We start from the raw sequence: 24533 nt of genomic DNA on the forward strand, positions 1-24533 counted from the left end.
GGTGTCAGGTGTAGCCAAGCCTGCGGCGCAGTTTGGCTTCGATCTTGTCGGCCTCGCGTTTTAGCAGCGCGGCCAAAGTCTGTTGTCTGTCCTCGCCCATACGAGAGTCGATGGCAGCAATGGTCAGCGCACCAAGAACGTCCCCCGTAGGCGCCTTGATCGCGACGCCGACGGCCCACGAATTGGCCAGATACAGACCCGGATTCAGCGCCCAACCGTTCTGGCGGGCATGGGCGATGCCCTGATCCAGCACCTCGGGCGTATAGCGTTCGTAATCCTTGGCCAGAATCGGCCCGATTTCCCCGCGCACTTGTGCTTGTTCGTCGTCGGGCAGCGCGGCAAGCATCGCCATCGCGCCCGCACCTACGGCCAGCGGATGGCGGTAGCCGACTTGCAAGGCTTGGGTGCGGATCGGATAGCTGCCCTCTTCGCGGTGAAGGCACACGGAATAGAGCCCCCGCCGCATGGACAAGAAGCTGCTATCGCCGCTTTCGGCCGCCAGATCCCGCAGGCTGTCCATCGCCAGTTCCAGCAGATCAAACCGGCGCTGCGCCATCAATCCGACCACATAACTCTCTGGCCCCAAGGCGTAGTTCCGGCTGGCAGGGTTCTGTTCGACCAAGCCCGACCGCATCAACGCCAGCAGCATCCGCCGCACCGTCGGACGGCTCAGGCCCGACTTGGCGGTCAGGGTGGTCATTGGAACCTCGTTTCCACCATCGCGTGCAATGAGGGACAGCAGCGACAGCGCGCGATCCACACTCTGCGCGCCGCCCGATTCGACCCGTTCCGTTTTCATTTTAGTATCCATATTGTGGACATATAATGTCGTCTCCCTATGCCATGCTGAGCGATACTTGGCTGTAAGGCAAGAATTTTCGATTTATCATTTACACACGGTGGAATTCGTCCTTATCTTAGATGAGCGCTAACATCCATATTGTGGATAGTGCAGCCTAGGCAGTGGATTGGGAGGTCCGCTGAAATGGGATCGAGAGGGAGGAAAAACATGAAGACTTTTGGTAAGGTCGCGGTTGTCGCGGCCCTGATGGCGAGCGCCGCCAGCGCAGAGACGCTGGTCATGCAGAGCGTCTATCCATCATCGTTGCCCCTGTTGGGGGACAGCGGCGTGAACCTGTCAAAACAGGTCGAAATGCTGACAGGCGGCGAGCTGAGCATCGAGTTCAACGAACCGGGTGCCATTGTTGGCGGCAATGAAATGTGGGACGCAATCTCGACCGGTGCGGTGGACGCGGGGTGGTACAGCCCTGGCTTTGCCCAAGGGATCATCCCTTCGGCAGCGATCTTTACCTCTGTGCCCTTTGGCCCTGATATCCGCGCCTACACCGCGTGGTGGTACGAAGGCGGCGGCAAGGAAATCTGGGCCGAGATCACCGAGCCCTATAACATCCACACCGAGCTGTGTGCCATTCTGGTGCCCGAAGCGTCCGGTTGGTTCGCCAAAGAGATCAATACGCCCGACGACCTGAAAGGGCTGAAGATGCGCGTGTTCGGGCTTGGTGCACAGGTCATGCAGAAGCTAGGGGCAGAGGCGCAATCGATGCCCGTCGCGGATACCCTGACAGGCTTGCGGCTTGGCACGATTGACGCCGCCGAGGTGTCGTTCCCGCTGATTGACGAAGCCGTGGGCATGAATGAATACGCCAGCCACTACTATTTCCCCGGTTGGCACCAGCAGACCTCGTTGATCACCTTTATCGCGAACCAGGATGTCTGGGACGGGCTTGAGGATCAGGAGCGTTTTGCGATTGAAACGGCCTGTGCCGCGAATGTGGCCTACACCTCGGCGCAAGGTGAGGCCAAGCAGATGGAGCCGTTGGCCAACCTCGAAGCCGCGGGCGTTACGGTGCATCGCTGGAATGACGAGATGATGGGTGCATTCCAGACTGCATGGGATGAGGTGGTCGAAGAACAGGTCGCTGCTGACCCCCATTTCGCCCGTGCGTGGCAGAGCCTGTCCGACTTCCGCGACGGTTTCGCGAAGTGGGCGGACCTCGCGTACATCAAGTAAACCGCACAAGGGGTGGCAGTCCGCTGCCGCCCCCGTTTTCCAGAAGGTTTTCAGGAATGGAACGATTGCTTGCTGTTTCGGACGGTCTGGCCGCGCCGTGCCGCGCCGTCGCGCGGGTGTGTGGCTGGCTGCTATTGGTGCTGATGGCCGTCATTCTGTATGACGTGATCGGACGGCGCTTTTTCTCGACCGGCTCTTTCAAACTGCAAGAGTTGGAGTGGCACATCCACGGCGCCATCGCGGTGCTGTGTTTCGGCTTTGCCTATGTCGAAAACGCCCATGTGCGGATTGACCTGTTTTCCCAGCGCATGACCCGCAAAACGCGCCTGTGGATCGAGATCCTTGCGATCGCCTTGTTCCTGATCCCGTTTATGGTTTTGCTCGTTTGGTACGGCTACGACTTCACCATGCGCAGCTTTACCCGAGGCGAAGGCAGCCCAGGCGGCGTTGGCCTGCCCAACCGATGGATCATCAAATCCGCCATCCCTATCGGCGCTCTGCTGACCATCAGTGGGGGACTGTCGGTGATGATGCGCGCCATTGTGGCCTTGCGCCGCCCTGATCTGGTGCAGGAGCTGGTATGATCGAGCTCTTGTCTTCGTCCCTTCCGGGGCTGATGTTCCTATCGCTGGTGATTGCGTTGTTTTCCGGTGCGCCCGTGGCGATCATGCTCATGGGGATTTCGCTGGTCTTTGGGCTGCTGGCGCTGCTGACGGGCGATATGCGACTGGCGCAGGCGACGCTGCTGCCCAACCGCATCTTCTCGGGCACGATTGAAAACGCGGTGCTGGTGGCTGCGCCAATGTTCATCTTTATGGGCATCATCATGGAGAAAACTCGCATCGCCGAGGATCTGCTGGTCACGCTCCAGCGGATCATGCGGGTCATTCCGGGCGGTCTGGCGCTGGCGGTCGTGCTGATGGGCACTATCCTGGCGGCTGCAACTGGGATTATTGGCGCGTCCGTTGTGATGCTGGCCATGCTGGCGATCCCGACCATGGTGGAGCGAGGCTATGACAAAGGGCTGGCGGCGGGCACGGTTGCCTCTGCCGGAACGCTCGGCATTCTGATCCCGCCCTCGGTGATGCTCGTGTTCATGGGTGATCTGCTCAGTATTTCTTTGGGCAGGCTCTTTGTCGCTGCTTTGATGCCGGGCCTGCTGCTGTCAGCGGTGTACGTGGTTTATATTGTTGTACGCAGTTGGCTTCAGCCGCATATGGCACCCAAAGCGCCCCCACCTGCGCCGCATGAGCGCCAAGGGCTGTGGCTCGAGACACTCAAATCCGTTTTCGCTCCCTTGATCATGATCATTGCGGTTCTTGGCTCGATCCTTGGCGGGGTCGCAACCCCGACCGAAGCCTCTGGCGTTGGGGTGTTCGCCGCGCTCCTACTTGGTCTGCTCCGAGGTCGGCTGAACATGTCCGTTCTGCGCGACAGCATGGACGGGTCGGTCAAGCAGCTGGGGATGCTCTTTTTCATTTTTGTCGGCGCGACAGCGTTCTCTTACATCTTCCGCAAAGTGGGCGGCGAGCATTTCATCGTCGACACCGCCCGTGCGCTGCCCTTTGGCGACTGGGGTCTGCTGTTCGCAATGATGGGCATGATCTTTGTCATGGGGTTCTTCTTTGACTGGATCGAGATCACACTGATTATGCTGCCGATCTTTGCACCCGTGGTTCAGTTGATGGACCTCGGGGGGCATGTCGAGCAAAGCCAGATGATCTACTGGTTTGCCATTCTCGTCTCTCTGAACCTACAGACCTCGTTCCTGACCCCGCCGTTTGGCTTTGCGCTGTTTTACCTGCGTGGGGCGGCGTCTCAGCACCTGACGATCAGCGACATCTATCGCGGGATCATTCCCTTTGTGTTGCTACAATTGGTGCTGCTGGGGCTGACCATCGCCTACCCCGACATCGCGATGTGGCTGCCGAACAAGGTGTTCCAATGACCGGACGGATGGCAGGCAAACGGGTCGCTGTGATCGGCGCAGGCTCTGTCGGGGCGGGGTGGGGCAACGGCAAAGCTGCTGCGGTGCTCTACGCCCGCGAGGGCGCTCAGGTCCTTTGCGTTGACCGAAGCGAAGCCGCTGCTGCTGAAACGGCCGCGTTGATTATAGGCGAAGGTGGTGTTGCATATACGTGTGCGGCCGATCTCACCGATCCAGTCGCGGCCAATGCTATGGCCCACACCGCCCAAGGAAACATGGGTGGTTTGGATGTCTTGCACTTCAATATCGGCACCAGTGTCAAAGGTGGGCTTGATGACACCAGCTTTGACGACTGGCAAACGGTCTTTGCGATCAATCTTGATGCGGCGTTTCACGCGACCAAAGCCTGCGTACCACTGATGGGGCAGGGGGGCGCGATCGTCTATATTTCGAGCCTTGCAGGGATGAACAACGGGCCCTATCGCTACATCGGATACGAGGCGTCAAAAGCTGCGCTCCAACGATTTTCCCGAAGCATCGCGATTGAATATGCGCCGCGCGGTATCAGGGCGAATACAGTTGTGCCAGGCATGATCGATACGCCCCATGTGGCCGCGATGATCGCGCCTGGTCAGGACATGGAGGCAGTACGCGCCGCACGGGCCGCGCAGGTGCCTTTGAAACGGCAGGGCACGGCGTGGGACATTGCCGAGGCGGCGCTTTTTCTGGCGTCGGATGCGGCTGGATTTATCACCGGCGTCGATCTACGGGTCGATGGCGGTATGGGAACTTTGATGGGAACATCAGCAGGATAGGATGAACGTATGACGCAAAAGATTGCTCTTGTTACGGGCGCGGCCCGTGGCATCGGATTGGCAACGACCAAACTCTTTATCGAAGAAGGCTGGCAGGTCGCGATGGTCGACCGTGACGGCGATGAACTCGCGATTGCGGCTGATGGTTTGGATCAGGCCAAGCCCTTTGTCTACGACGTGTCGATCCCCGAGCAGGTGACCGAGATGATCGCCGCTGTAAAAGGGGCCTTTGGCCGGATCGACGCGGTGGTCAACAATGCGGGCGTTGCGGACTTTGGTCCGATCGAAGAGACCGACTTTGCACGCTGGCGCCGCGTAATGGAAACGAACCTTGATGGCGTGTTTCTTGTGTCCCAAGCCGCGATACCGTCGCTCAAGGAAACCAAGGGCGCTCTGTTGAACATCGCGTCGATCTCTGGCTTGCGGGCGTCCACGCTGCGTGTCGCCTATGGCACGTCCAAGGCTGCTGTGATCCAACTGACCAAACAGCAGGCCGCGGAATTGGGGGAATACGGCATTCGCGCGAACTGCGTCTGCCCTGGCCCCGTCCGCACCAAACTGGCAATGGCCGTTCACTCGCAAGAGATTATCGACGCCTACCATGACGCGATCCCGCTAAATCGCTATGGATCCGAACGCGAAATCGCAGAGGTGATCGTTTTCTTGTGCTCTGAGCGTGCCAGCTATGTCACGGGGCAGGTCGTGGCGTCTGACGGTGGATTTGACAGCACAGGTGTTGGGCTTCCTGCGCTGCGGACCTGATCTGCAAATGAAAATTGGCGCAGCCGATGCAGCTGCGCCAATAATTAGCTGACCAACAGGTGTGACCTTAGGCTGGCGCAGGAATGGCCAGGATTTCTGGTGCCTCGACGTTATCTGGTGAATAGGGCTCATCTCCATAGGCGACACGGAAACGCAGGATGATATCGCGCAGACTGCCGACCTGAGCGGCCAATTCCTCGGCGGTCGATGAGATCTGCACCGAAGCGGTGTCGTTGGCCTGAATGCTTGTGTCGAGTTCGATCATGGTGTCGCGCACTTGGCTGGCGCCAATGGACAGCTCCGAATTGGCACGCGAGATTTCTGAAACCAGCAAGGATGTTTCTTCGATCTCGTACACCAGTTCGATCATCATTTTATCTGCGCCTTCGGCAGCCATGACAGTCCCCTGAGAGATATCGCCGATCTCTGTCGCGGCCTGTTGGCTGCGTTCTGCCAGCTTTCGAACTTCGGAGGCGACGACGGCAAAGCCGCGACCATGTTCACCGGCACGGGCGGCCTCGACCGCAGCGTTCAGGGCCAGAAGGTCGGTTTGACGGGCGATCTCTTGGATGATAGCGATCTTTTCGACCACATCGCGCATGGCGGCGATCGCACCGCGCATGGCAGCGCCGCTCTCGCGGGCGTTGCTGGCTGCGCTGGATGCGACCGTCTCAGTCTTCTGAGCGTTCTCGGCAGCCTGTCCGATATTTGCGGTCATCTGCTCGACCGCAGAGGCCACGCGCTGGGAGACGGCGCTCTGTTGGACGGCGTTGTTACTCAGGTTTTCAGCTGTGCTGGCCATCATGTTCGCGCCGGTCGCAACGTTGGCCGAGCCGGAGGTGACTTCGGATACGATATCCCGCAGGCTTGTGACCATCGTGTTCAGGTTAACAAGCAAGAAACTCAGTTCTGACTTCCCGCGAACGTCCTCTGTGCGGGTCAAATCGCCTTCGGCCACGCGGGCACTCAGGTTATGCGCTTTGGTCAGGCCACGGTTCAGGGATCTAAAAATCCGAGCACCGGAGAGCAGCGTCACCAGCGCGGCCAGAGCCATCACACCCAGGGCTGCGATTTGCGCCTGTTGTGCTTCGGCTGCCGAGCTTGCCACGGCGCTGTCCATATCGGCAGTCTCGGCGTCCAGCACGCGCGTGAGCAAGTCCTGCATATCAGTCAGGATTTTGCCGTTGTGCTGGTCCAGCAACTCGGCCGCTTTGAATGGGCTTCCAAAGCGCAGTACCATCGCGGCTTTCTTATTCACCTTTTCCAGATCGGTGCGCAATTCGTCGTACTGATCCAGATTGGCCAGCAGCTCCGGGCCAGCCGTTTCGCGGCGGGTGTCGATGAGCGTCTCTTGCTCCTTGCGCAGCGCTTTCAACTCCTTGCGAATTGCCGATTTGCGCGACTTGTCCTCTAGCAGCATGTAGTCACGAACGAGGCTCTGGATCGAGGCTTGGTTCTTGGCGAGCGTTTCGAACAGAAGGATCGTCGCAAAGTGGTTCTCAACAATCTCTGCGCTGCGACGCTCCATTTCGCGCATCTGGTAGGCGGCACCGAGACCGAGCGCGCCAATCACCAGAAGCTGAAGCGCAAATACAAAAAGAAGGCGGGATTTGATCGTCTTCAGCATGGGGGATCCTGCTTTTTCAAAGAGACTCTATCCCTAGCATCCTCTTGAACGTTTCTGAGGCCGTCTATTAGACGAGGCGAAAAGGACTTTTGGACATGTACTTTTATCCTCCTGTCCCGCAGCTCGGTCCATCGGTCGACGCCGTTGCGCGTTCTTCTGGAAGCGGACATTTCCGCAGACTTATTCATTAAACGTGATATGATCGGCCAAAGAAGGTTGGGATCAAGAGGAGGAGACATGATCCGCTATCTCACGACGGCCGCTATTTGTCTGGCTGCGTTGCCGCTGGCCGCAGAGCCGGTCCATATCACCCGCGATGTGATGTCGGTCACCGTTCCGCTCGAAGGTGGGGCGACGGTCGACATCTCTCGCATTCAGGACAACGATCACCGGCTCGAAGGCGACTGGGACCTGACATCTCGGCCCTGTCCGAATTTCTGCATCCAGCCCATGGTGCCTGCCGAGGGCGTTACGGCGATTGGTGAACTTGAGTTGCTTGAGATGCTGCAAGACCCGAACACGGTCGTTGCCGATGGTCGTGTGCGCCCTGAATACCTGAAGGGGACGATCCCGGGTGCGATCTCTGTGCCCTACACCGAAGCGGCAGATCGTTTGGACGTTTTGGGCTGCGAAGTGGATTTCGATGGCTTTGATTGCGATGTGGACGGTCTGAAGGATGTGGCCCTATTCTGCAACGGCCCGTGGTGTGGGCAGTCGCCAACCGCAGCGCGCCGGATGATCGAGGCGGGCTTCCCCGCAGAGCGGATCTACTATTATCGCGGCGGCATGCAGATGTGGCAGCTGTTCGGACTGACTGTGGTCGAGGGTCAGTAAGTCCCGTTTAGGGGCGAACGGCGTCGCCTCTGTTCCAATCGGCCACCGTCTCGAGAATACGTGTCTCAAACAGGCGGGCTGCTGGCGATAGCGTAGCGTCGTGCTTTTTGACCAAGTGCAATTCGCGCCGAGCGGCCTTATCCGCCAAAGGGCGAAAGACCAAACCACTCTGCGCTGCAGCCCATGTTGTCATCTCTGGCAAAATGGTCAGACCGATATTTGCCTGCACCATACCAAGGATCGAGGCTACGTTCTGCGCTGTTAGAAGAGAGTTTCTGTGTAGGGCACGCGCGGGCTCTGCCGCGATGTTGGCGGACAGGCTGTTTGCGATCAGGCGATGCCCCTCTAGCGCCTCCCACGTGACGGGCCCGCGCTCCGCGGCCAGCGGGTGGGCCCGTGCGCAGATCACGCCAAAAGCGTCTGTCATCAGCAGAGCACTGTCCAGTCCGGCGACATGCTCTCCGATCGTGCCGATCCCGATGTCAATCCGGCTGCGGTCCAATTCGTGCCGTATGGAACTGGAGTCCATATCGCGCATCTCGAGATCCACTTGTTCAAAATCTGGCATGTGGCGGGACAAAACACGCGGAATGATCGTACTGGCGACAGAAGGGACCGTTGCGATCCTGACGCGGCCATGAGCGGCGCGTGCGTACCCTTCGATTGCGCGGACGGTGTTGTCGAACTGCTGAAGTTCCCGCTCTGCTTGCTCCAGCACAAAGGTGCCTAAAGCGGTCAGCCTGTTTTTTCGGTCGGTTTCGAACAAGGGCTCGCCCAAATGGGTCTCGAACTGCTTGAGCATCATGGACACCGCCGAGGGTGTGCGCCCGAGTGCATCTGCCGCATCACTTAGGTTCCCAGTGCGGGCCACGGTGGCAAAGCCCCGCAGCATTTCCATCTTCAGCATCCGAGCCAACCCTACTTCAACAAAACTGAAATGTACTTCAGAAGTTTAAGTTTGGCTGAAGGTGCGTGGCGAGTCCATACGAGAGGGGCTTCCCAACTGCACAAGGCAATCCGTCATGACCGAGATCCACAGAAACCTGATTGCTGGCGCATGGCAGACTGGTGAAAGCGAAATCGAGAACCGGAACCCTTCTGACACAACGGATCTGATTGGCCTCTATGCGCAGGCGAGCGCGGATCAGCTTGACGCGACTTTGGCGCAGGCCCGTGTGGCTCAAGCAGAATGGGCGGCTTATGGCATAGAGCGGAAGCAAGCGGTTCTCATGGCCATCGGTACAGAGCTTATGGCCCGAGCTGAAGAATTGGGTGTTCTTCTGTCGCGCGAAGAAGGCAAGCCGCTAGTCGAGGGCAGGGGCGAGGTCTATCGCGCGGGTCAATTCTTTACCTACTACGCGGCGGAATGCCTGCGCCAGTTGGGCGAGAACGCGGATTCCGTCCGCGCAGGGGTGGAAATTGACGTACGCCGCGAGCCCGTCGGGACAGTCGCGATCATCAGCCCGTGGAATTTCCCGACCGCGACCGCGTCTTGGAAAATTGCGCCTGCGCTCTGCTATGGCAACGCGGTTATCTGGAAACCTGCGAACCTGACACCCGCATCCGCAGTCGCGCTGACCGACATCATCAATCGTCAGGATATTCCCACAGGTCTCTTTAGTCTTGTGATGGGGGCAGGGAGCACCATTGGCCAGCGTTTGGTTGAGAGCCCTCAGGTGGATGCAATATCCTTTACTGGTTCAGTTCCCGTGGGCAAAGGTATCGCTGCGGCGGCGATCCAGAACCTGACCAAAGTGCAGATGGAGATGGGCTCCAAGAATGCGCTGGCAGTGATGGACGATGCGGATCTGGACTTGGCGGTGACCTTGGCACTGGGCGGCGCTTTTGGTGGGACAGGGCAGAAGTGCACCGCGTCCTCGCGCTTGGTGGTGCACGAGGCGATCCACGACGCCTTTGTCGAGAAACTGGTGGCTGCTACCAAGGCGCTGAAGGTCGGTCATGCGCTAGAGGAAGGGACCCAAATAGGGCCCGTGGTCAGCGCGCAGCAGTTGGCCGAAAACCTAGAATACGTGACCTTGGGCCAGACCGAGGGGGCCGAACTTGCCTGCGGCGGCGAACGATTGCAGATGCCGACCGACGGCTTTTACATGTCGCCCGGAGTGTTTCTGAACACCACCAACGCGATGCGGATTAACCGCGAAGAAATGTTTGCACCGCTCACCTCGGTTATCAAGGTTGGCAGTTATGAAGAGGCGCTGGCGGTCGTGAATGATACTCATTTTGGGCTAACGTCAGGGATTGTTACGACCTCTTTGGCACGGGCAACGCATTTCCGTCGCAACGCGCGGACAGGGGTGGTTACCGTGAACTTGCCGACAGCGGGCACCGATTACCACGTGCCGTTTGGCGGGCGAGGTGACAGCTCGTATGGTCCGCGCGAGCAGGGCAAAGCCGCAGCCGAATTCTACACTACGGTGAAAACCGCTTATATCAGCGCAGGTCCAATCTGATGCGCATTGACGGTCTGCAATACGCGAATTGGTCGGAAAAGATTTTTCGTCAGCTGCGTGAAGGAGGTGTGGATGCGGTTCATGTCACCATCGCATATCACGAGAACTTTCGCGAAACGGTACTGAACTTCGAACAGTGGAACCGGTGGTTCGAACAATATCCAGACCTGATCATGAAGGGGCTGGGGGTTGACGACATCGACACGGCCCGAGCCACGGGAAGGACGGCTGTCTTCTTTGGTTTTCAGAACCCTAGCCCAATCGAGGACGATATCGGTCTGGTCGAGATCGTCCATTCCCTTGGCGCGCGGTTCATGCAGCTGACCTACAACAACCAGTCCCTGCTGGCGACCGGTTGTTACGAGGCCGAAGATGCCGGCCTAACCCGCATGGGCAAGCAGGTGGTGCGTGAAATGAACCGCGTGGGTCTGGTGGTGGATATGAGCCATTCGGCCGACCGCTCGACGATCGAGGCGGCGGAATGGTCCGAGCGCCCTATCGCGATCACCCACGCAAACCCGCATGACTGGGCACCCGCCCTGCGGAACAAGCGGGATGCGGTCATTCGGGCGGTCACAGAAAACGGCGGGATGTTCGGCTTTTCGGTCTACCCTTACCACCTAAAGGGCAAGTCAGGCTGCACGCTGGAGGACTTCTGCGAGATGATTGCCCGCGCCGCCGAACGTTACGGCCCAGAGCATCTGGGGATCGGCACGGATCTCTGTCAGGACCAGCCCGACAGCGTTGTCGAATGGATGCGTGTGGGCCGCTGGACCAAGCAGATTGACTACGGCGAAGGGTCTAAATCCGACCCCGGTTTCCCCCCTATGCCATCTTGGTTTCAAGACAACCGTGACTTCGGAAATATTGAGGTTGGTTTGCGCGCTACAGGTCTGAACGAGACGGAGGTCGCCGGCATTATGGGTGGTAATTGGTACCGCTTCTTTTCCGAGAGTTTCGCGCCTTCAAAAAAGCAAGAAGAGTTTGGAAATGGCAACTAATGGCACCCAGAGCGTGCAGTGAACGGGAGAGCACAATGTCAGGCGCTACTGAAAACCAACAGAAGCTGCAAATTCGGGTAGTTTTCCCGTTGCCGACTGCGGTCGGATTTGGCGTCCTCTCATTTGTCAGGGCTCTTTATTGTTACCGTAGCGTCCGCGTCTCTGTTGCTTCTGTCCTCGCTTTGGGGCGCGCTTCGGATCACACTCGCCAAGGGCCGTTAACCAAGATCGGTTCGTGCGTGGTGCCACGCCCGAACCTATCATTTGCCGTCTGAAGATAAGGTCCGTGCTTATGACCGAAGTGCCAAATCGCGACCCCGAACTGGTGATGCGCCTCGCGCGGCTTGGCTCCTTTCATCAGTCGCGCCTGTCGTTCAAACGTGTCCTGACTCGCCGGATGGCGGCAGAATCGTGGCGCTTTGACTGTACGGCGTTCGAGATCGACGGAAATGGCGAGGGGCACGCGGTCTACACCGCTAACACGCCGGAGCGCACCTATTCGCTGATCGCCTTTGCGCATGATCTGCCACCCGAAAAGCGATCCGACCGCGTGATTGCAGAGGCGTGGGATGCCACGTTTACCCTGTTCGATGGCGTGCCAGAGGATGCGGATATCCAGCGTCTTGCGCAGAACATTCCACTCCAAGAGGCGGGACGCGTTACGGGTCGGGAACTATCCGTCTCGCGGGCGAACCGTTCGGTGCGATTGTGGGAACACGTGGTCGCCTCGCTAGCTGCTGGCGATCAGCCCGAAACCGCTCAGATCGAGGCTGTGGGCTATTTGATGCGGACCACCGCGGTCTATGGTTCTGGCAAACTAGGCGCTGCAGACCGTGAGATGATTGCAGATCGTCCCGAGTTCCGCGTCCCGTTTCAGGTCGAGATGTTGTCGGTTTACCTGACACGATGGTTTGTGACGGATCTGGTACAACATATGGCCTGCTGCCGCGCCCAACAAAACGGGACGACTGCGGCAAAGCTTGCGCCGCAGATCGCGCGGTCTTTGGGGATCGGGAATTCGACCGGACTTGGGATGGCGCCGTTTTTGCTGAACCACCCAGTGCTGTTCAATAACTGGATCGCTGCGCGCGAAACGGCACTCAGCCGTGTGCGCGGGATTGATATCGCCAAGGGTGCGGACATCGCGCTGTTTCACGAGCTCTTTGAACGCAGCACTCTGTTGTTTGCCGCTTGGCAGTCTGAACATCCCCTCCAGCGAGAGAAGTTGGCTGCTTTGCAGGCAGACGTCGTTGCCCTGCGCCTGTGTCTTCAGACCATTGATTTGTCGGCCCCGCACCCTTGGGATCGCCTCTATCAATGGGCCGAGCAGAACCTTTCGCTCGAGGGGCAAGAGTGGGTCGTTTCGTTGCTGCTAGAGCCCTATGGCGCGCTGGTGGATGACTTGGCGGAGACAATGGCTGCTGACAATACGGCGACATTCCGGATCGCTGGGTCCATGACCATCGCGGACCTGCGTGCGCTGCTGGAGCGCGTGTATCACTGGGCGATCGAGACGGACTGGTCGCTGCCCGCCAATCGCGCCCGCGCGTGGTATGTGTCCGAAGAGAAGCTGGAGCCTCGTCTTGGCGAGCGTTTCGAAGAACCGGTCGAGGAATACGAGCAGCCGCTAGCGCCGGGGCGAGATGCTGCCGCGCTGCACAGGGCTTTGTCCCATTGGCCCGATGACGCGCAGGTGGCCGAATTCATCCTTCGCCACCCCGAACACCGCCACGCTTTGCGCCGCGCACAGATTGTCGGCCGCGCACCCTATGCCGAGATCCGAGATAACACGATTTCAGAGCGGGTGATGCCCATAGACATGCTGCGCTGCAAGCTAGCGTTCTTTGGTGCCACCAAGTTCGATCCTCGCTCCGACCGCTGGTTACGGATTAGCATGTACGGCAACGCGCCGCTGCCGCAGGAATTGACGTCTGACACCGCAGAATACTGGCCCTATCCTGACCTTCCAAAGGGAGATGCATGACCTATTCCCTGAACGAAATCGAAGCACTCAGCAAACGGGCGGCACGGGGATCTGGCCTTGCTTGGGGGCTTGCTGAAGAGGCGGCCAAAGGCACCCGTTGGCTGTCCGCCTTTGGTTTCCAGGGAACAGACCTTTTGGCGGATCTTTTGGAGATGAATGACCGCATTCCAGCGATTGATGTCTCGCCGGTGTCCTTGCGCGCCGCCGTCTGGCACGCTCCGGCGCGGCGGATGAGCCCCCTGATCGCGGGTGCCTCTCTTAGTGATTGCGCTGTACGGCTGATGGAACGCGGGTCCATCACCATGGAGAACGTCTGCGTTCCGCTCTTGGCCGTGCCTTTTATGGGCGGGGCCGCATTACGCCTTGGTCATCCTGTCGCTGTAGAATGGGGCGGGGTGCGCGTTGCTACCGACGGACGCCATCTGTGTCTGCACGGCGAAACTGATATTCTCTACACTCGCATGACCACCGAAATGGTCTTTTCCACACCTGCCAAGATGACCGGCACCAAAGAACCGGTCATGCGCGCCAGCGTCAGCCCCCAGAGTTGGGACCGTCTTGCCGTATTCGCACATCGGACCTTTGCACCCGCCACGGATGAAAGCCGCCTAAAGGGCGCAGGCGCTGGTCTGAATGACAATGACTGACCGCGTCAAGTGATCTCGAGACAACAGAAAGACACCGCCATGACCGCCACAGAAACCCTTTCGCTGACAGAGATCGAAGACCTCGCGTTCCGCGCGCTGGTCAAGGCCGGGACGACAGAAGGTAACGCGCGCCCTTTGGCGATTGCCACCGCGATGACAGAGGCAGACGGCGTATCTTCGCACGGGTTGGCGTACATCCCGATTTATGCGCAGCATGTGAAATGCGGTAAGGTGGATGGTTCCGCGCGCCCTGTGATCGCCAACCCCCGTCCCGCCGTCTTGATCGCCGATGCCGCCACTGGTTTTGCGCATTCGGCCATCGACATGGGCTTTGCGCGCCTCATCCCCTTGGCCCGCGAAATGGGCGTTGCGGTGCTGGCGATCCACAACTCCTATAATTGCGGCGTGCTTGGGGTCCACACCCGCCGTCTGGCCGAGGCGGGATTGGTCGGCCTCGGGTTCACCAACGCGCCCGCCTCGATTGCGCCGTCGGGTGGAGCAAAGCCGGTGCTTGGCACTAATCCCTTTTCGATTGCTGCACCGGATGCGCAAGGCAACGCCGCAATTCTGATCGACCAATCCGCCAGCACCATTGCCAAGAGCGAGGTGATGAAACATGCCCGCGAAGGTAAAACAGTCCCAGAAGGCTGGGTTCTGGATGCTGATGGCCATCCCACAACCGATCCGGATGCAGGCCTGAAGGGCTCCATGGTGCCATCAGGCGGATACAAGGGCGTCGGCATCGCGTTGACGGTCGAGATAATGGCCGCTGCCTTGACTGGCGCTGCATTGGGGACCCAGGCGAGCCCGTTCTCGGGCACGGCAGGGGGGCCACCTCGTACGGGTCAGTTCTTTGTCGCCATTGATCCGGGCGCGACCGCGGGCGCGGACTTCCAAGCGAAGCTGGCACATTTGCTAGCCTCTTTCCACGATCAGGACGGCGCGCGCCTGCCCGGTGACGGCCGCAAAGCCTGCCGCGAGCGCGCCCAAAGCGACGGCGTTACCGTGGATGCCGATCTTCTCGCTAAAGTGCGCGCTCTGGTGTGACTGTCTAAGGACGGCTGGCAACCCAGTGATTGATGAACCCCGCTCATCAGTGGTTTGCGCGCACATCTGGTCAGCCCTAGTGTAAGCTCTAGGTCTTGGCGCGAAACAGCGCGACCAGAGGCCATGAGCCATTTCCGATTGGAGCCAGTGTATGAACCGTCGAACCCTACTTCAGTCCGCAGCGGCGTTTCTTGGGGTTTCGACAGTTGGGTGCACCACAACCGTTGCCGTGCGCTCCGGCAAAAACCGTTATTACGAGGGCCCTGTGACCGACCATTTCGATGGTGTCCGGTTCTTCAACCCCGATGGCAGCCCACCCAAGGGCTTCCGCGATCTGCTGCGCTGGCGCATGGGCGAGGATCCAACGGAATGGCCGACCGAGGTGCCCGTGCTGACGGTTCGTCCAGAGCGCCGCGTTGATGATCTGACAGTTACGATGGTTGGACATGCCACGATGTTGATCCAGACACGCGGGCTGAATATATTGACCGACCCGTGGTGGTCAGAGCGCGCGTCGCCAGTGTCGTTTGCGGGACCCAAGCGCGTAGCCAAGCCGGGCATTTCCTTCGAGGATTTGCCGCCGATCGATTTGATCCTGCTGAGCCACTGTCACTACGACCATATGGATTTGGCGACCCTCACGCGCTTGAAGGCAGATCATGATCCACTGGTGATCACGCCCCTCGGTAACGACACGATCATCCAAAGCACTGGGCTAAGGACCGAAGTACTGGACTGGGGGCAGTCAACCAACTTTGGTCAACTTGGAATACACTGCACGCCCTGTCACCACTGGGGCGCACGTGGCGTATCGGATCGATCGATGGCACTGTGGGGGACCTTTGTGCTGACCGGTCCCGGTGGGGCCGTGGTGTTCATCGGGGACACAGGCTTTGACCAAGGCCGCCCCTATCGCGACCTGCCCGCGCAATTTGGTCCGATCCGTGCAGAGCTTTTGCCGATCGGTGCCTACGATCCACGTTGGTTCATGGCCGATCAGCACCAAAACCCCGACGAAGCGGTCCAAGGATTTCTCTTGTCCAAGGCGGCCTACGCGGTGGGGCACCACTGGGGTACCATCCAGCTGACAAACGAAGGACGAAACGACCCCAGATTTGCATTGGAAGAAGCTTTGGGAGCACATAACGTCGCTCAAAACCGCTTTCGCGCACTAGAAGCTGGCGAGTTTTGGGCGATCCCTTCCATCTGAGGGGCGGCACTGGCTGGGGTCAATTCCCAGCCGTGCGACTGGCTTTAGAGTGCGACCGTAGCGTTATCTGGCGTTGGTGACCGATGGTTGTCTAAAGCTCGGGGTACCAAGTTTGGCACTATAGTTTCCCGAGCCGCGAGGTCCCGTGCACCTATGCCGCCAAGTGCTAGATGCTAGCCAATATGTTTTATGCTGTCGCCGAAGTGACGCGGCCTTCGCCAAGGGGAATCTTGGTCAGTGTGCACCATGTGATGACCGCGCGGGCCGCGCGGAAGCAGTCGTGATCAGGGACACGCAGGTACTGAATCCCGCTGACAGGAGAAAACGGCTCTAGCTTGTGCCAGATCGAGTCTGCGACGAGACCGGGATAAGGGCTTTGGTCCGGATCACCAAGCGCCCACGCGGGTGCCGGCGCAGCTGCATCGAAGAAGAAGTCATTGCTGGTAATCAAACGATATCCACCACGCACTCTGCGCAGAGTAAAGCGGCCGGTCATTTCGTGACCGGACCGTCCGGAAAACTCACCTTGTAGGATCATTGATGGTCTCCGGCCTGCTCAGGAAGCTGCGATAAACTTGATGTATTTCTTGTGGAATTTTTTGATACGCTGCTTGGCGCGCGCGATCATTCCGCGCAGGGGAAGGATGCTCGGAAACGTAAAATCTTCTGCTTCTGCACCATCCGGCGCATAGCCGTAGCTGGCCACCACGTGACTACCGCGCGGTTCATCAATCTCAATCGCGTCAAACGCGCCGTGCAGCAGATGCAACAGGGCGATCCCTCCTCCAAGTAGGGTCATGCATAATAGGAGAAGAGGCACGCCGTGAACCATGAAAATCGCCAGCCCGAAATAGGCACTCGGGATGACGAGCTGTGGGACTGTTGATGCTTCGAACATAAGATACTCCAATTGTAAAAAGCGTGGATATTCTGGAAACGAGGGGCCCGGCGGAGCGCGTCGGGCCCCTGTTCGTCAGCCGACGAGACGTTGGATGATGGGAGGTTCAATCTCGTATTCAGCGACGTTTTCGGTCCACCAGTCAGCGGTGGAGATTGCGCCATCGTTGACGATGATCTCGGCCTCTGCGCCGTAGTTGGCGCCGCCCGTTTTCTTGATCTGGACGCTGCGACCATCAAAGTCGATCAGGTGCAATGAGATATCCTCGGGCGAGGTTTGCAGATGCTCTTGCAGGATGCCTATCGCGACCCGTTCGCCAAGCCGCAGGCTTTCGAAATAGTCGGTGTAGTAGTGCACACCAGCCATATTGCGCCCGATCGAGATATTGGCGGCGAGCTTGTCGAGCTCGTCCGTCACGGTCAAATGGTGATCGCCGGTGTCCTGCAAGCAGTAGTCGCCGGACTTGGATTTTACGCTCTGGTACGATGCATCAAATCCGAAATCCTGCATCGTAACCTTCTCACCGTCCTTGTTGACGGTGTTCAGCAGCGCTTTGAGCACTGTGACACAGGCCCCTGCCACGGTCGCGTGGCCTGCGCCGTAAGCGGGGTGCATGGGCGATCCTTCGGGGAAGGCCATGGGGAGCAGCAGGTTGGCGCCACCGTCAATTGGCGTTTCAGGGAGTTCCGCCTCGATGGTCAAGCCGCGAGCATCGGGACCGGGGGCAGAGCTGTTTCTCTCTGCAATTGCGCCCATCAGCTTTGGGCAACGCTGCCAAAGCTCATGAAGCATGCTCTGAACGCGCGTCCCGCCAGAACCAAGAGCATCCAGCTGCCCGTTGTTCGCCAGTGCCAGCCGCGCTGCCAGAACCTCGGGGCGGGCACGTCGGTGGATCTGGAACTTTTGACGTCGGATAATCTTAAGCCCTCGCGAAGATACGGAGGCCAGCAGATCCAACAGGTGGGGGCCGCCCCACGTCGCAAAGCCTTCGCGTGTGGCGTCGGGTTCCATGCTGTTGTTTGGCAGACCGTGGTCAAAGGCAGACACCCCTTCGGCCCGCTTTGACCCGAGCAAGAGAAGCGCGGCGTTAAAGTATGCCTGATAGAGTTGATCCATGTGAACGTAGGCCGCCAGATCACGCGGTGTGGTCAGGAAGCGCGGGGCTTCTGTCCGGTCCACGCCTGTGAAACGTGCGCCGTTCTGGACATCCAGCCATTCCATCCACGTCACCATGTAGTCAAGGTGTGCATTGTCGGGTTGTGTGCGTTGGTCAATGGTCTGGGTGCCAAAAGGAATTTGGCCAGCTGCGCGGTCGTCGCCACCCCCCTGAAGCATGAATTGGGATAGGTAGGCGCCTTTCTTTGCCCCCTCGGTCGAACCCCGGAACAGCGATTTGACCGAGAATTCGCCGTGTTCATCCCAGCGTGCGGCGCGGCGACGCGTCTCTTGATTGGTCAGCGTCTGGGCAAACGTGCCGTTGTCTGTCCGCTCAGAACTAATCGGCATTCCGTTTGGATCGAACCAGGGCAACGCACCAAGCTCTGAAACAATGTCGCCGATGGTGACCTCGCCCTCAGCACCCGAATGCACGACGCAATTGATGTTCTGTAGGTCTGCAAACGCAATGTCGCGCGTCAGTGCCATGGCATAAACCTCGGCTATTTCGGCGCACAGTTCAGAACTGCCAAGCGCGGGGGCAGGGGGCAATGAAACGCCGCCGATGCAAGGTCCGGTGATGTCGGAATTCAAGCCGCCCAATGGACTTTCCCATTTGCGCGTCGCGACCGGATCGGGGCTAGATGCATTCTTGAAGTGATAGTGTGTGATTGGCGCCGGCCCAGGATTGCCGAAGGTATCCGTTATGACGTCAGCAGACATGTTGTAGCCTGCCGGGTGATGCACCGGATCAGGTCCCAAGGGTGCAGGGAAGCCGCCGGATTTCGACAAGTCGTTAGATTGTCTTAGGGATCTGACGAACATCTCGTAGGCTTGCGGCGCAACGTTACCCTCTAGCGTGTGAGGCAACCCTTTGCTGAAATTCCCGATGGGATGCGGCTGTAGGTCGAACTCTTCTGGGTTTGCGCGAATACTCAGAGCAGGGCGCTTTGCGGTATTATAGGCCATGTCTGTTGCTTCATCGCGGTTGTACTTCGAGTTCTTGAATTCGGCGAAGCCATCCTGTGCAGGGCGGCGGTCACTCTCGGTAATCGGCATTTCCAAGTCCTCCATCTTGTTCGTGAAGAAGAAAAGCTCCTGTCACTGCACACAGGATGCGCCAACCGCGTGATCGCTCCGTGAGGTTAGCGGGACTTTGCATCAAAATGGCGTTTGGCTTGCGTGAGTTTTCCGTGAAAAATGCACAAGCAAGGTGTGCGGGCCTATGGAGCGTGAAAATCGCTTGGTACGATTGGTGTCAGGGAACACAGGAGGCGGCCTTGGCGTACACTGCTCATATTGATCCGTTTGTTGACTGGACAATGACCATAGAGTCCGCGCGCCGGACCAGTCCTGAGGAGGAACGAAAATGGATCCCTGTATTCTTCGAAGGAGACAGAGACACCATCAACGCGCTCTTTGTGCAGCACGACATTCCGGTGTTTCTGCCAGCCTCTTCTGGCGGTGACTGCACCATGCCCTGTGCCGAGGGAGGGCGTCAGCCCCTCTATCAAGACAGCACGCTGGAGTTCTGCTTTGCCGAAGAGGGGCAGGTGGCTGGGTTCTATTTTGTTCAGCCCCAGCATTTGCACCAAATGGCAGAGGTTCCAGCCCTGCGCGCGCTCATAAAAGGGGCAGGGGTGCCCGTCTGCCTTGACCCGACCAAGCGGACCAAGCCTTTGTCAGTTCGGAGTGCGAGCGCCGCATCAAAGCAAACGCCGATCGTGGCCGTGATCGATGATGGGATCGGCTATCTGAATGCTCGGTTTCGGAAACGCGTGGCAGGCAAAGAGAGGACCCGAACGCAGACGCGTTTTCTGGGGCTTTGGCAGCAATCGATCCAGCCGGTGCAAGATCAATGTCCCTATGTGAAGATCGGTCGCGTCTTGAGCGCTGAAGACATTGAAGCAGACCTATGCCGCCTCGGCCTCGAGACGGAATTTGATGTTTACAGAAGCCGAAATGCGGAAATCTTTTCTGATTTCACCCATCGCTCGACTGAGCAGGCTTTCAGTCATGGGACAGCCATTCTGGATTTGGCGGCGGGTCTGGACCCCAAAGATGGCGCAGAGGGCGCTGATCTGCTGGCGGTGCAACTGCCGCCCGAAACACTTGAGGACACGTCTGGCACGCATCTGCCTGTCTTTCTGCTAATGGCGGTCGATTGGCTGTTATCTTTGGCTTATACCGAAGCGCGCTCGATTATTATTAATGTCAGCCTCGGCTTTTCGGCAGGGACCAAGACAGGTGAATCGTTGCTAGAGCGGCAATTGCGCAGCCGGATCGCGTGTTTCAACGAAGAGATGAATAATGCACACGCGGGACGTCTGGTTTTCGCTTACGGAAACAGTTACCGAGAGCGTCTGGCGGCGCAGTTCGATTTGAACTATGCGCTGGCCAAAGGCACGATGGACTGGAATATCCCGCCCGATGATCCAACGCACTCTTTCTTGCAAATCCACCGTATTGATCAGGTATCCTCGGACCTCAGCGCAGAGATTGGCCTGAGCTTAGCCAGCCCGTCTGGCACCGTATTCACAGTAATCCCTCCAGTAGATCAGTTCGAGGACTTGGTAGTGCCGGATGACGCCGGCATCGGTCAGGTGATTGGCCGAATTTACCATGATCGGCTGGAGGGCACGTCGCGTCTGACAATAGCGCTAGCTCCGACCACTGGCTCTTCTGGTCTGCTGACGGAAAGTGGCACATGGAAGGTCACAGTTCAGAAATCATCGGCCCAGAGTGTGTCGCTGGTCCTTCAGGTGCAGCGTGATGATACGGCGGCGGGCTTTGAGCGCGGCGGGCGGCAGTCCTTTCTTGATCATCGGGATGCCTATGGCTTTGATCCACGAACGTACTCTTATGATGCGCCCGAGGGCGCTTCGGGGTTAACACGAAATGGAACCAATTCCGCGATCATGGCGAAGGGCGGTGCTGGGATCGTTACGGCGGGTGCGATTGAGCCTGACCCGATGGGCAGTCGCAATGCGGTTCGGCCAACGCTGGAAACGGCAGGGTCTGCTGACTGGTCGCAGCGCACTCTTGGTGCAGGCCCGACCCATTCTACGATTGGAAGTGACGGGTATGGCAGCTATGGTGTCGTTGCCTCAGGCACGTTTAGCGATACAACAGTTATTGTGGACGGTACCAGCGTCGCTGCCGCCAAAATCGCCCGCGATCTCAGCAATGTTGCGCCAACGCTTGAGGCAGTGCCTGACGCGGCGCGCACCAACCGGATCGGTGAGGTGCGTGTGGGGGCAGGGGGCGCGCGTCCGCGCCACCCCGAATCTTAGCGCCATTCCTCCAGCGCTTTTTCATAGAGTAGCGCGAGGGGGGTATCGTCGGCCGATTTGGCCTTTTTGCGTACATATTTAAAAAGCTTCTCGCCCAAGATTTCGCCGCCGGCGTTATCGGATTCGTAGTGAACTCCGGCGACGACGCGATTGAAGGCGATGCGCCGTGCCATAGCGCGTGCTGCAGGGCCGATTTTCGGGCCGCTGCCTTCTTCGCTAAAGTGCTCCAAAGCGCTTGCGATGGCCATGGATTCGACTGCATGCCCACTGGGATACGAGCCGTGACCTGGTGTTTGAATGATCGGCATCACCTCTGGCGCGATCTCGACAGGACGTGCGCGCCCAAACTCGTATTTGCAGCGCATCTCGACCGGAATGCATAACCGAAGCAGAGCGTCGATGAACTCGATCGTGCGGTCAAACCGGGCTCCGCTGGCATTAAAAAGAGCGCCGAAGAACGACATCATGTCCTTTTGCTGCGCGTAGATTTCATTAAGCCGATCGGCACGCAGGTCGGCCGCGCGACGCACCTTTTCAAAGTCTTGGCGCGTGAGGGGGTCGGGCGCGGGGATCTTGGACATCATGCGGTCAAATGAAAATCCGTCCATGACTTCGCTGTCCAGAACGCCTGCCCGCACTTCAGGCGCGAGTTTGCGGAAGGCGGACCAGCTTTTGCCCGTTTTGATGGCAAGAGAGTAGTCGGTGATGTCATCGGTGGACCAATAGCCGACGACGCCTCCACGTGCGGCTATCAGAGCATCGCTCAATAGCGGTGTGCTGGATGCGCCAACGTGGTCCAAATCTGCAAAAGATGTGGGGTCTCCGCGGTCACTTAGACCACTGCGACCTGTACGGCCCGTGCGTCCTGTTCTGCCTGTGCGTCCCGTTCGTCCTGTTCTCCCCGTCACGAACTTCTCTCCTCTAAAATGGCTTCAATACACTTAATGGCGCGATCAAATTTCATATTGAGGCTACATCGGCGCAAATGACCTGAGAATGTTTTAGTGGACCCAATTCACGATTTAACGCAGAATTAACGCTAAATTAACGCAAGACGTCGCCAAACACTTGATTCCTCTTCGCCAAGCGATTGATTTTGGTGTACTTTGTAATGACCGATGTTCTGAAGATCGACCTTAGCGGGTGTCTGACCCTCGTGGATCAGCAAGGAACGTCGCGCACGCCGCGTGGTCAAAAGACATGCGGAGTCGTCGCTTTGCTAGCAACTGCACCGAAATTAAAGCGGGCGCGTCGTTGGATACAGTCAAAACTCTGGAGCGATCGGGGTTACGATCAAGCAAATGCCAGCTTGCGTCAGTCTCTTGCTGAACTGCGCAAGACATTGGGCCCGATGGCGACCCTCCTACATGCGGATCGTAAGGAAGTTTGGCTGGACCCCGAGGCTGTGCGGATCGTTTTTCCCGGTGATCCAGACGCCTTGAATGCGGCGGGCGAAGAATTCCTGAGCGGGATCGATATACGTGATGAGGCATTTGAAGATTGGCTGCGCGAGATGCGCAGTTCTTTTGCGGATGTTCCGGTGCAGCCTTCGACGCATGTCCGGCCGCAGATGCCTCGGACGGAGCAGATCGTTCGCTTGCTGCTGCCCGATCCAGCGGCACCGTCAGAGGCGCCTTTCGTTACGAGAGTGGCGGCGCAAGAGATCGCAAAGTACGTTTGCGAACGAACCCTTGCAAAGATTGGAACAGAGCAGAACAGCACTCTGGCCGATAGTCGAGAGTCCACGCTAGACATCCGGTGTGACGTCAATTGCTTTGGCGCCTCCACACAGGTTCATTTCCAAGCGGTTCGGCTCTCTGATAGCTATCCGGTATGTTCCCGTTTCGGCGAATTTGAGTGTCCACCAAATGCGTTGTTGGCCGCAGAGCCCTTTCGGCGAGCAATCTCCGAGTTTTCAGAGCAGGTCATTTTCAAAATATCGGACCTTTATGCGCCTGAGACGAGTGAGCACAAAGTTTTCACCGAACTCAGAGCCGGGATAACAGATATTTTCAGCTACGATATTTCGCGGCTGAACATGGCCGAGACGAAATTGCTTCGTGCGTACGAGCGGACCGGAAATCCTTCTATTCTCATTTGGCTGGCATGGCAGAAGACCACGCAAGTCATTGAAGAGGCGACGGATGACAAAGAAGCTGCCACTGAAATGGCGCGTTTCTACTGCGCCAAAGCCCTTGAGGCAGAGCCGCACAGTGCTTTTGCTAACGCGATGTCTTCTTTGGTGCACATGATCCATTTTGACGATGTCGAAGCGAGCTTTCTGTTGGCAGAGCAGGCGTCTGGCCTGAGCAAGTTTGATCCCTACGTCCAGGCTGCGCTTGCCACGGCGAACATGTTCGCAGGTCGTCCGAAAGAAGCGGCGAAGAGCTCTTTGATTGGCACGCGCCTGTCGCGGTTCACGGGCAACGCCCATTGGTGGGATCTTAGCCATAGTTTGGCGTGCCTCAGTAACGGAGACCTGACTCAGACCGAAAAATACGCCCTCAGAGCGTCTCGGGCCGCGCCAGATTTCCGAGCGCCTAAGCGTGTACTTTTGGCGTTGTATGCGAGCCAAGACAAAGTCGCGGAGGCCATTGAGCAGATGCAGGCGTTGAAGAAGATTGAGCCGACTTTTGAAATTGGGAAATTCATAAGTGATCCGGAGTACCCAAACACCACAGTGCGAAAGGCAGGCCTTTTAAGGAATAAGGATAAGTTCGACCTCGGGTAGCTAGGCATGTTGGCTCAAGGGTCGTTGCGACAACTTCTCCTATCTTAGCTTCATCATTTCTTCTCTGAAGGCTTCGGTGGGCGTGCGCCAGCCTAGACA

Annotated in this window: 21 protein-coding genes; 14 read left to right on the forward strand and 7 right to left on the reverse strand. The window is 58.3% G+C overall.

Annotated features, from left to right (window positions below):
- Window positions 1–4: 4 nt before the first annotated feature.
- Window positions 5–799 carry an IclR family transcriptional regulator gene (locus BM225_RS12825; RefSeq protein ID WP_092464763.1) on the reverse strand — a complete coding sequence of 265 codons (795 nt, stop codon included), beginning with the start codon at window positions 797–799 and terminating at the stop codon, window positions 5–7.
- Window positions 800–1009: 210 nt separating this feature from the next.
- Between BM225_RS12825 and BM225_RS12830 the strand changes: the two genes are divergently transcribed.
- From BM225_RS12830 to BM225_RS12850, 5 genes are read left to right on the forward strand one after another with little or no spacing between them, the layout of a single operon-like run.
- Window positions 1010–2032 carry a TRAP transporter substrate-binding protein gene (locus BM225_RS12830; protein ID WP_245780486.1) on the forward strand — a complete coding sequence of 341 codons (1023 nt, stop codon included), beginning with the start codon at window positions 1010–1012 and terminating at the stop codon, window positions 2030–2032.
- Window positions 2033–2088: 56 nt separating this feature from the next.
- Window positions 2089–2616: a TRAP transporter small permease subunit gene (locus tag BM225_RS12835; RefSeq protein ID WP_072703125.1), complete on the forward strand. Its 528-nt coding sequence runs from the start codon at window positions 2089–2091 to the stop codon at window positions 2614–2616.
- Entirely contained in the window at window positions 2613–3980 is a 1368-nt protein-coding gene (locus tag BM225_RS12840; protein WP_072703127.1) for a TRAP transporter large permease, read from the forward strand. The genes BM225_RS12835 and BM225_RS12840 overlap by 4 nt, the downstream gene beginning before the upstream one ends.
- Entirely contained in the window at window positions 3977–4774 is a 798-nt protein-coding gene (locus BM225_RS12845; RefSeq protein WP_092464764.1) for an SDR family NAD(P)-dependent oxidoreductase, read from the forward strand. Before BM225_RS12840 ends, BM225_RS12845 begins: the two co-directional genes overlap by 4 nt.
- A 9-nt stretch (window positions 4775–4783) precedes the next feature.
- Complete coding sequence (locus BM225_RS12850; protein WP_092464765.1) at window positions 4784–5536, forward strand: SDR family NAD(P)-dependent oxidoreductase; 753 nt, start codon at window positions 4784–4786, stop codon at window positions 5534–5536.
- Between the two features lie 67 nt (window positions 5537–5603).
- Here the strand turns inward: BM225_RS12850 and BM225_RS12855 are convergent, their stop codons facing one another.
- On the reverse strand, window positions 5604–7163 hold the full coding sequence (locus BM225_RS12855) for a methyl-accepting chemotaxis protein (RefSeq protein ID WP_092464766.1): 1560 nt from the start codon (window positions 7161–7163) through the stop codon (window positions 5604–5606).
- Window positions 7164–7400: 237 nt separating this feature from the next.
- Between BM225_RS12855 and BM225_RS12860 the strand changes: the two genes are divergently transcribed.
- The gene (locus tag BM225_RS12860) at window positions 7401–7997 is read left to right on the forward strand and encodes a rhodanese-like domain-containing protein (protein ID WP_072703138.1); all 597 of its coding nucleotides are present in this window, start codon (window positions 7401–7403) and stop codon (window positions 7995–7997) included.
- A 7-nt stretch (window positions 7998–8004) separates the two neighbouring features.
- Here BM225_RS12860 and BM225_RS12865 read toward each other — a convergent pair whose 3' ends face one another.
- A complete protein-coding gene (locus tag BM225_RS12865; RefSeq protein ID WP_245780487.1) occupies window positions 8005–8904 on the reverse strand; it encodes a LysR family transcriptional regulator in 900 nt (299 codons plus the stop codon).
- 115 nt (window positions 8905–9019) lie between these two features.
- Between BM225_RS12865 and BM225_RS12870 the strand changes: the two genes are divergently transcribed.
- The 6 genes from BM225_RS12870 (at window position 9020) to BM225_RS12895 (ending at window position 16357) form a co-directional block, all read left to right on the forward strand.
- Complete coding sequence (locus BM225_RS12870) at window positions 9020–10468, forward strand: aldehyde dehydrogenase family protein (protein WP_092464767.1); 1449 nt, start codon at window positions 9020–9022, stop codon at window positions 10466–10468.
- Window positions 10468–11469: a membrane dipeptidase gene (locus BM225_RS12875; protein WP_092464768.1), complete on the forward strand. Its 1002-nt coding sequence runs from the start codon at window positions 10468–10470 to the stop codon at window positions 11467–11469. The genes BM225_RS12870 and BM225_RS12875 overlap by 1 nt, the downstream gene beginning before the upstream one ends.
- Window positions 11470–11761: 292 nt before the next feature.
- Window positions 11762–13453, forward strand: a complete 1692-nt coding sequence (locus BM225_RS12880) for a hypothetical protein (protein ID WP_092464769.1) — start codon at window positions 11762–11764, stop codon at window positions 13451–13453.
- A complete protein-coding gene (locus BM225_RS12885) occupies window positions 13450–14100 on the forward strand; it encodes a DUF3726 domain-containing protein (RefSeq protein ID WP_092464770.1) in 651 nt (216 codons plus the stop codon). The genes BM225_RS12880 and BM225_RS12885 overlap by 4 nt, the downstream gene beginning before the upstream one ends.
- 39 nt (window positions 14101–14139) lie before the next feature.
- The gene (locus tag BM225_RS12890; protein ID WP_092464771.1) at window positions 14140–15147 is read left to right on the forward strand and encodes an Ldh family oxidoreductase; all 1008 of its coding nucleotides are present in this window, start codon (window positions 14140–14142) and stop codon (window positions 15145–15147) included.
- Between the two features lie 151 nt (window positions 15148–15298).
- Complete coding sequence (locus BM225_RS12895) at window positions 15299–16357, forward strand: MBL fold metallo-hydrolase (protein WP_092464772.1); 1059 nt, start codon at window positions 15299–15301, stop codon at window positions 16355–16357.
- 187 nt (window positions 16358–16544) lie between these two features.
- On the opposite strand, the gene BM225_RS12900 is transcribed toward BM225_RS12895, so the two are convergent.
- The 3 genes from BM225_RS12900 to BM225_RS12910 form a co-directional block, all read right to left on the reverse strand.
- Window positions 16545–16895, reverse strand: coding sequence for a hypothetical protein (locus BM225_RS12900; protein ID WP_072703162.1), 351 nt, complete (start codon window positions 16893–16895; stop codon window positions 16545–16547).
- A gap of 18 nt (window positions 16896–16913) precedes the next feature.
- Complete coding sequence (locus BM225_RS12905; RefSeq protein WP_072703166.1) at window positions 16914–17255, reverse strand: hypothetical protein; 342 nt, start codon at window positions 17253–17255, stop codon at window positions 16914–16916.
- A 75-nt stretch (window positions 17256–17330) separates the two neighbouring features.
- The gene (locus tag BM225_RS12910) at window positions 17331–19469 is read right to left on the reverse strand and encodes a phosphatase PAP2 family protein (RefSeq protein ID WP_143095387.1); all 2139 of its coding nucleotides are present in this window, start codon (window positions 19467–19469) and stop codon (window positions 17331–17333) included.
- A gap of 221 nt (window positions 19470–19690) precedes the next feature.
- Here BM225_RS12910 and BM225_RS12915 point away from each other — a divergent pair, with 221 nt between their 5' ends.
- Window positions 19691–21703, forward strand: coding sequence for a S8/S53 family peptidase (locus BM225_RS12915; RefSeq protein WP_092464774.1), 2013 nt, complete (start codon window positions 19691–19693; stop codon window positions 21701–21703).
- Here BM225_RS12915 and BM225_RS12920 read toward each other — a convergent pair.
- Window positions 21700–22470, reverse strand: a complete 771-nt coding sequence (locus BM225_RS12920; RefSeq protein ID WP_092464775.1) for a phosphatase PAP2 family protein — start codon at window positions 22468–22470, stop codon at window positions 21700–21702. The genes BM225_RS12915 and BM225_RS12920 overlap by 4 nt on opposite strands.
- Before the next feature lie 344 nt (window positions 22471–22814).
- Between BM225_RS12920 and BM225_RS12925 the strand changes: the two genes are divergently transcribed.
- Window positions 22815–24434, forward strand: a complete 1620-nt coding sequence (locus tag BM225_RS12925; RefSeq protein ID WP_143095388.1) for an AfsR/SARP family transcriptional regulator — start codon at window positions 22815–22817, stop codon at window positions 24432–24434.
- The last annotated feature ends 99 nt before the right edge of the window (window positions 24435–24533 follow it).

This window comes from Donghicola eburneus (assembly GCF_900115865.1).
Lineage (GTDB): Bacteria > Pseudomonadota > Alphaproteobacteria > Rhodobacterales > Rhodobacteraceae > Donghicola > Donghicola eburneus.

Coding starts and splice junctions, on each gene's coding strand:
- BM225_RS12880 (WP_092464769.1), top strand. CDS start 11,762: ATGACCGAAGTGCCAAATCGCGACCCCGAACTGGTGATGCGCCTCGCG.
- BM225_RS12835 (WP_072703125.1), top strand. CDS start 2,089: ATGGAACGATTGCTTGCTGTTTCGGACGGTCTGGCCGCGCCGTGCCGC.
- BM225_RS12840 (WP_072703127.1), top strand. CDS start 2,613: ATGATCGAGCTCTTGTCTTCGTCCCTTCCGGGGCTGATGTTCCTATCG.
- BM225_RS12900 (WP_072703162.1), bottom strand. CDS start 16,895: ATGATCCTACAAGGTGAGTTTTCCGGACGGTCCGGTCACGAAATGACC.
- BM225_RS12850 (WP_092464765.1), top strand. CDS start 4,784: ATGACGCAAAAGATTGCTCTTGTTACGGGCGCGGCCCGTGGCATCGGA.
- BM225_RS12825 (WP_092464763.1), bottom strand. CDS start 799: ATGAAAACGGAACGGGTCGAATCGGGCGGCGCGCAGAGTGTGGATCGC.
- BM225_RS12890 (WP_092464771.1), top strand. CDS start 14,140: ATGACCGCCACAGAAACCCTTTCGCTGACAGAGATCGAAGACCTCGCG.
- BM225_RS12830 (WP_245780486.1), top strand. CDS start 1,010: ATGAAGACTTTTGGTAAGGTCGCGGTTGTCGCGGCCCTGATGGCGAGC.
- BM225_RS12885 (WP_092464770.1), top strand. CDS start 13,450: ATGACCTATTCCCTGAACGAAATCGAAGCACTCAGCAAACGGGCGGCA.
- BM225_RS12870 (WP_092464767.1), top strand. CDS start 9,020: ATGACCGAGATCCACAGAAACCTGATTGCTGGCGCATGGCAGACTGGT.
- BM225_RS12845 (WP_092464764.1), top strand. CDS start 3,977: ATGACCGGACGGATGGCAGGCAAACGGGTCGCTGTGATCGGCGCAGGC.
- BM225_RS12855 (WP_092464766.1), bottom strand. CDS start 7,163: ATGCTGAAGACGATCAAATCCCGCCTTCTTTTTGTATTTGCGCTTCAG.
- BM225_RS12860 (WP_072703138.1), top strand. CDS start 7,401: ATGATCCGCTATCTCACGACGGCCGCTATTTGTCTGGCTGCGTTGCCG.
- BM225_RS12895 (WP_092464772.1), top strand. CDS start 15,299: ATGAACCGTCGAACCCTACTTCAGTCCGCAGCGGCGTTTCTTGGGGTT.
- BM225_RS12925 (WP_143095388.1), top strand. CDS start 22,815: ATGACCGATGTTCTGAAGATCGACCTTAGCGGGTGTCTGACCCTCGTG.
- BM225_RS12910 (WP_143095387.1), bottom strand. CDS start 19,469: ATGCCGATTACCGAGAGTGACCGCCGCCCTGCACAGGATGGCTTCGCC.
- BM225_RS12905 (WP_072703166.1), bottom strand. CDS start 17,255: ATGTTCGAAGCATCAACAGTCCCACAGCTCGTCATCCCGAGTGCCTAT.
- BM225_RS12865 (WP_245780487.1), bottom strand. CDS start 8,904: ATGCTGAAGATGGAAATGCTGCGGGGCTTTGCCACCGTGGCCCGCACT.
- BM225_RS12875 (WP_092464768.1), top strand. CDS start 10,468: ATGCGCATTGACGGTCTGCAATACGCGAATTGGTCGGAAAAGATTTTT.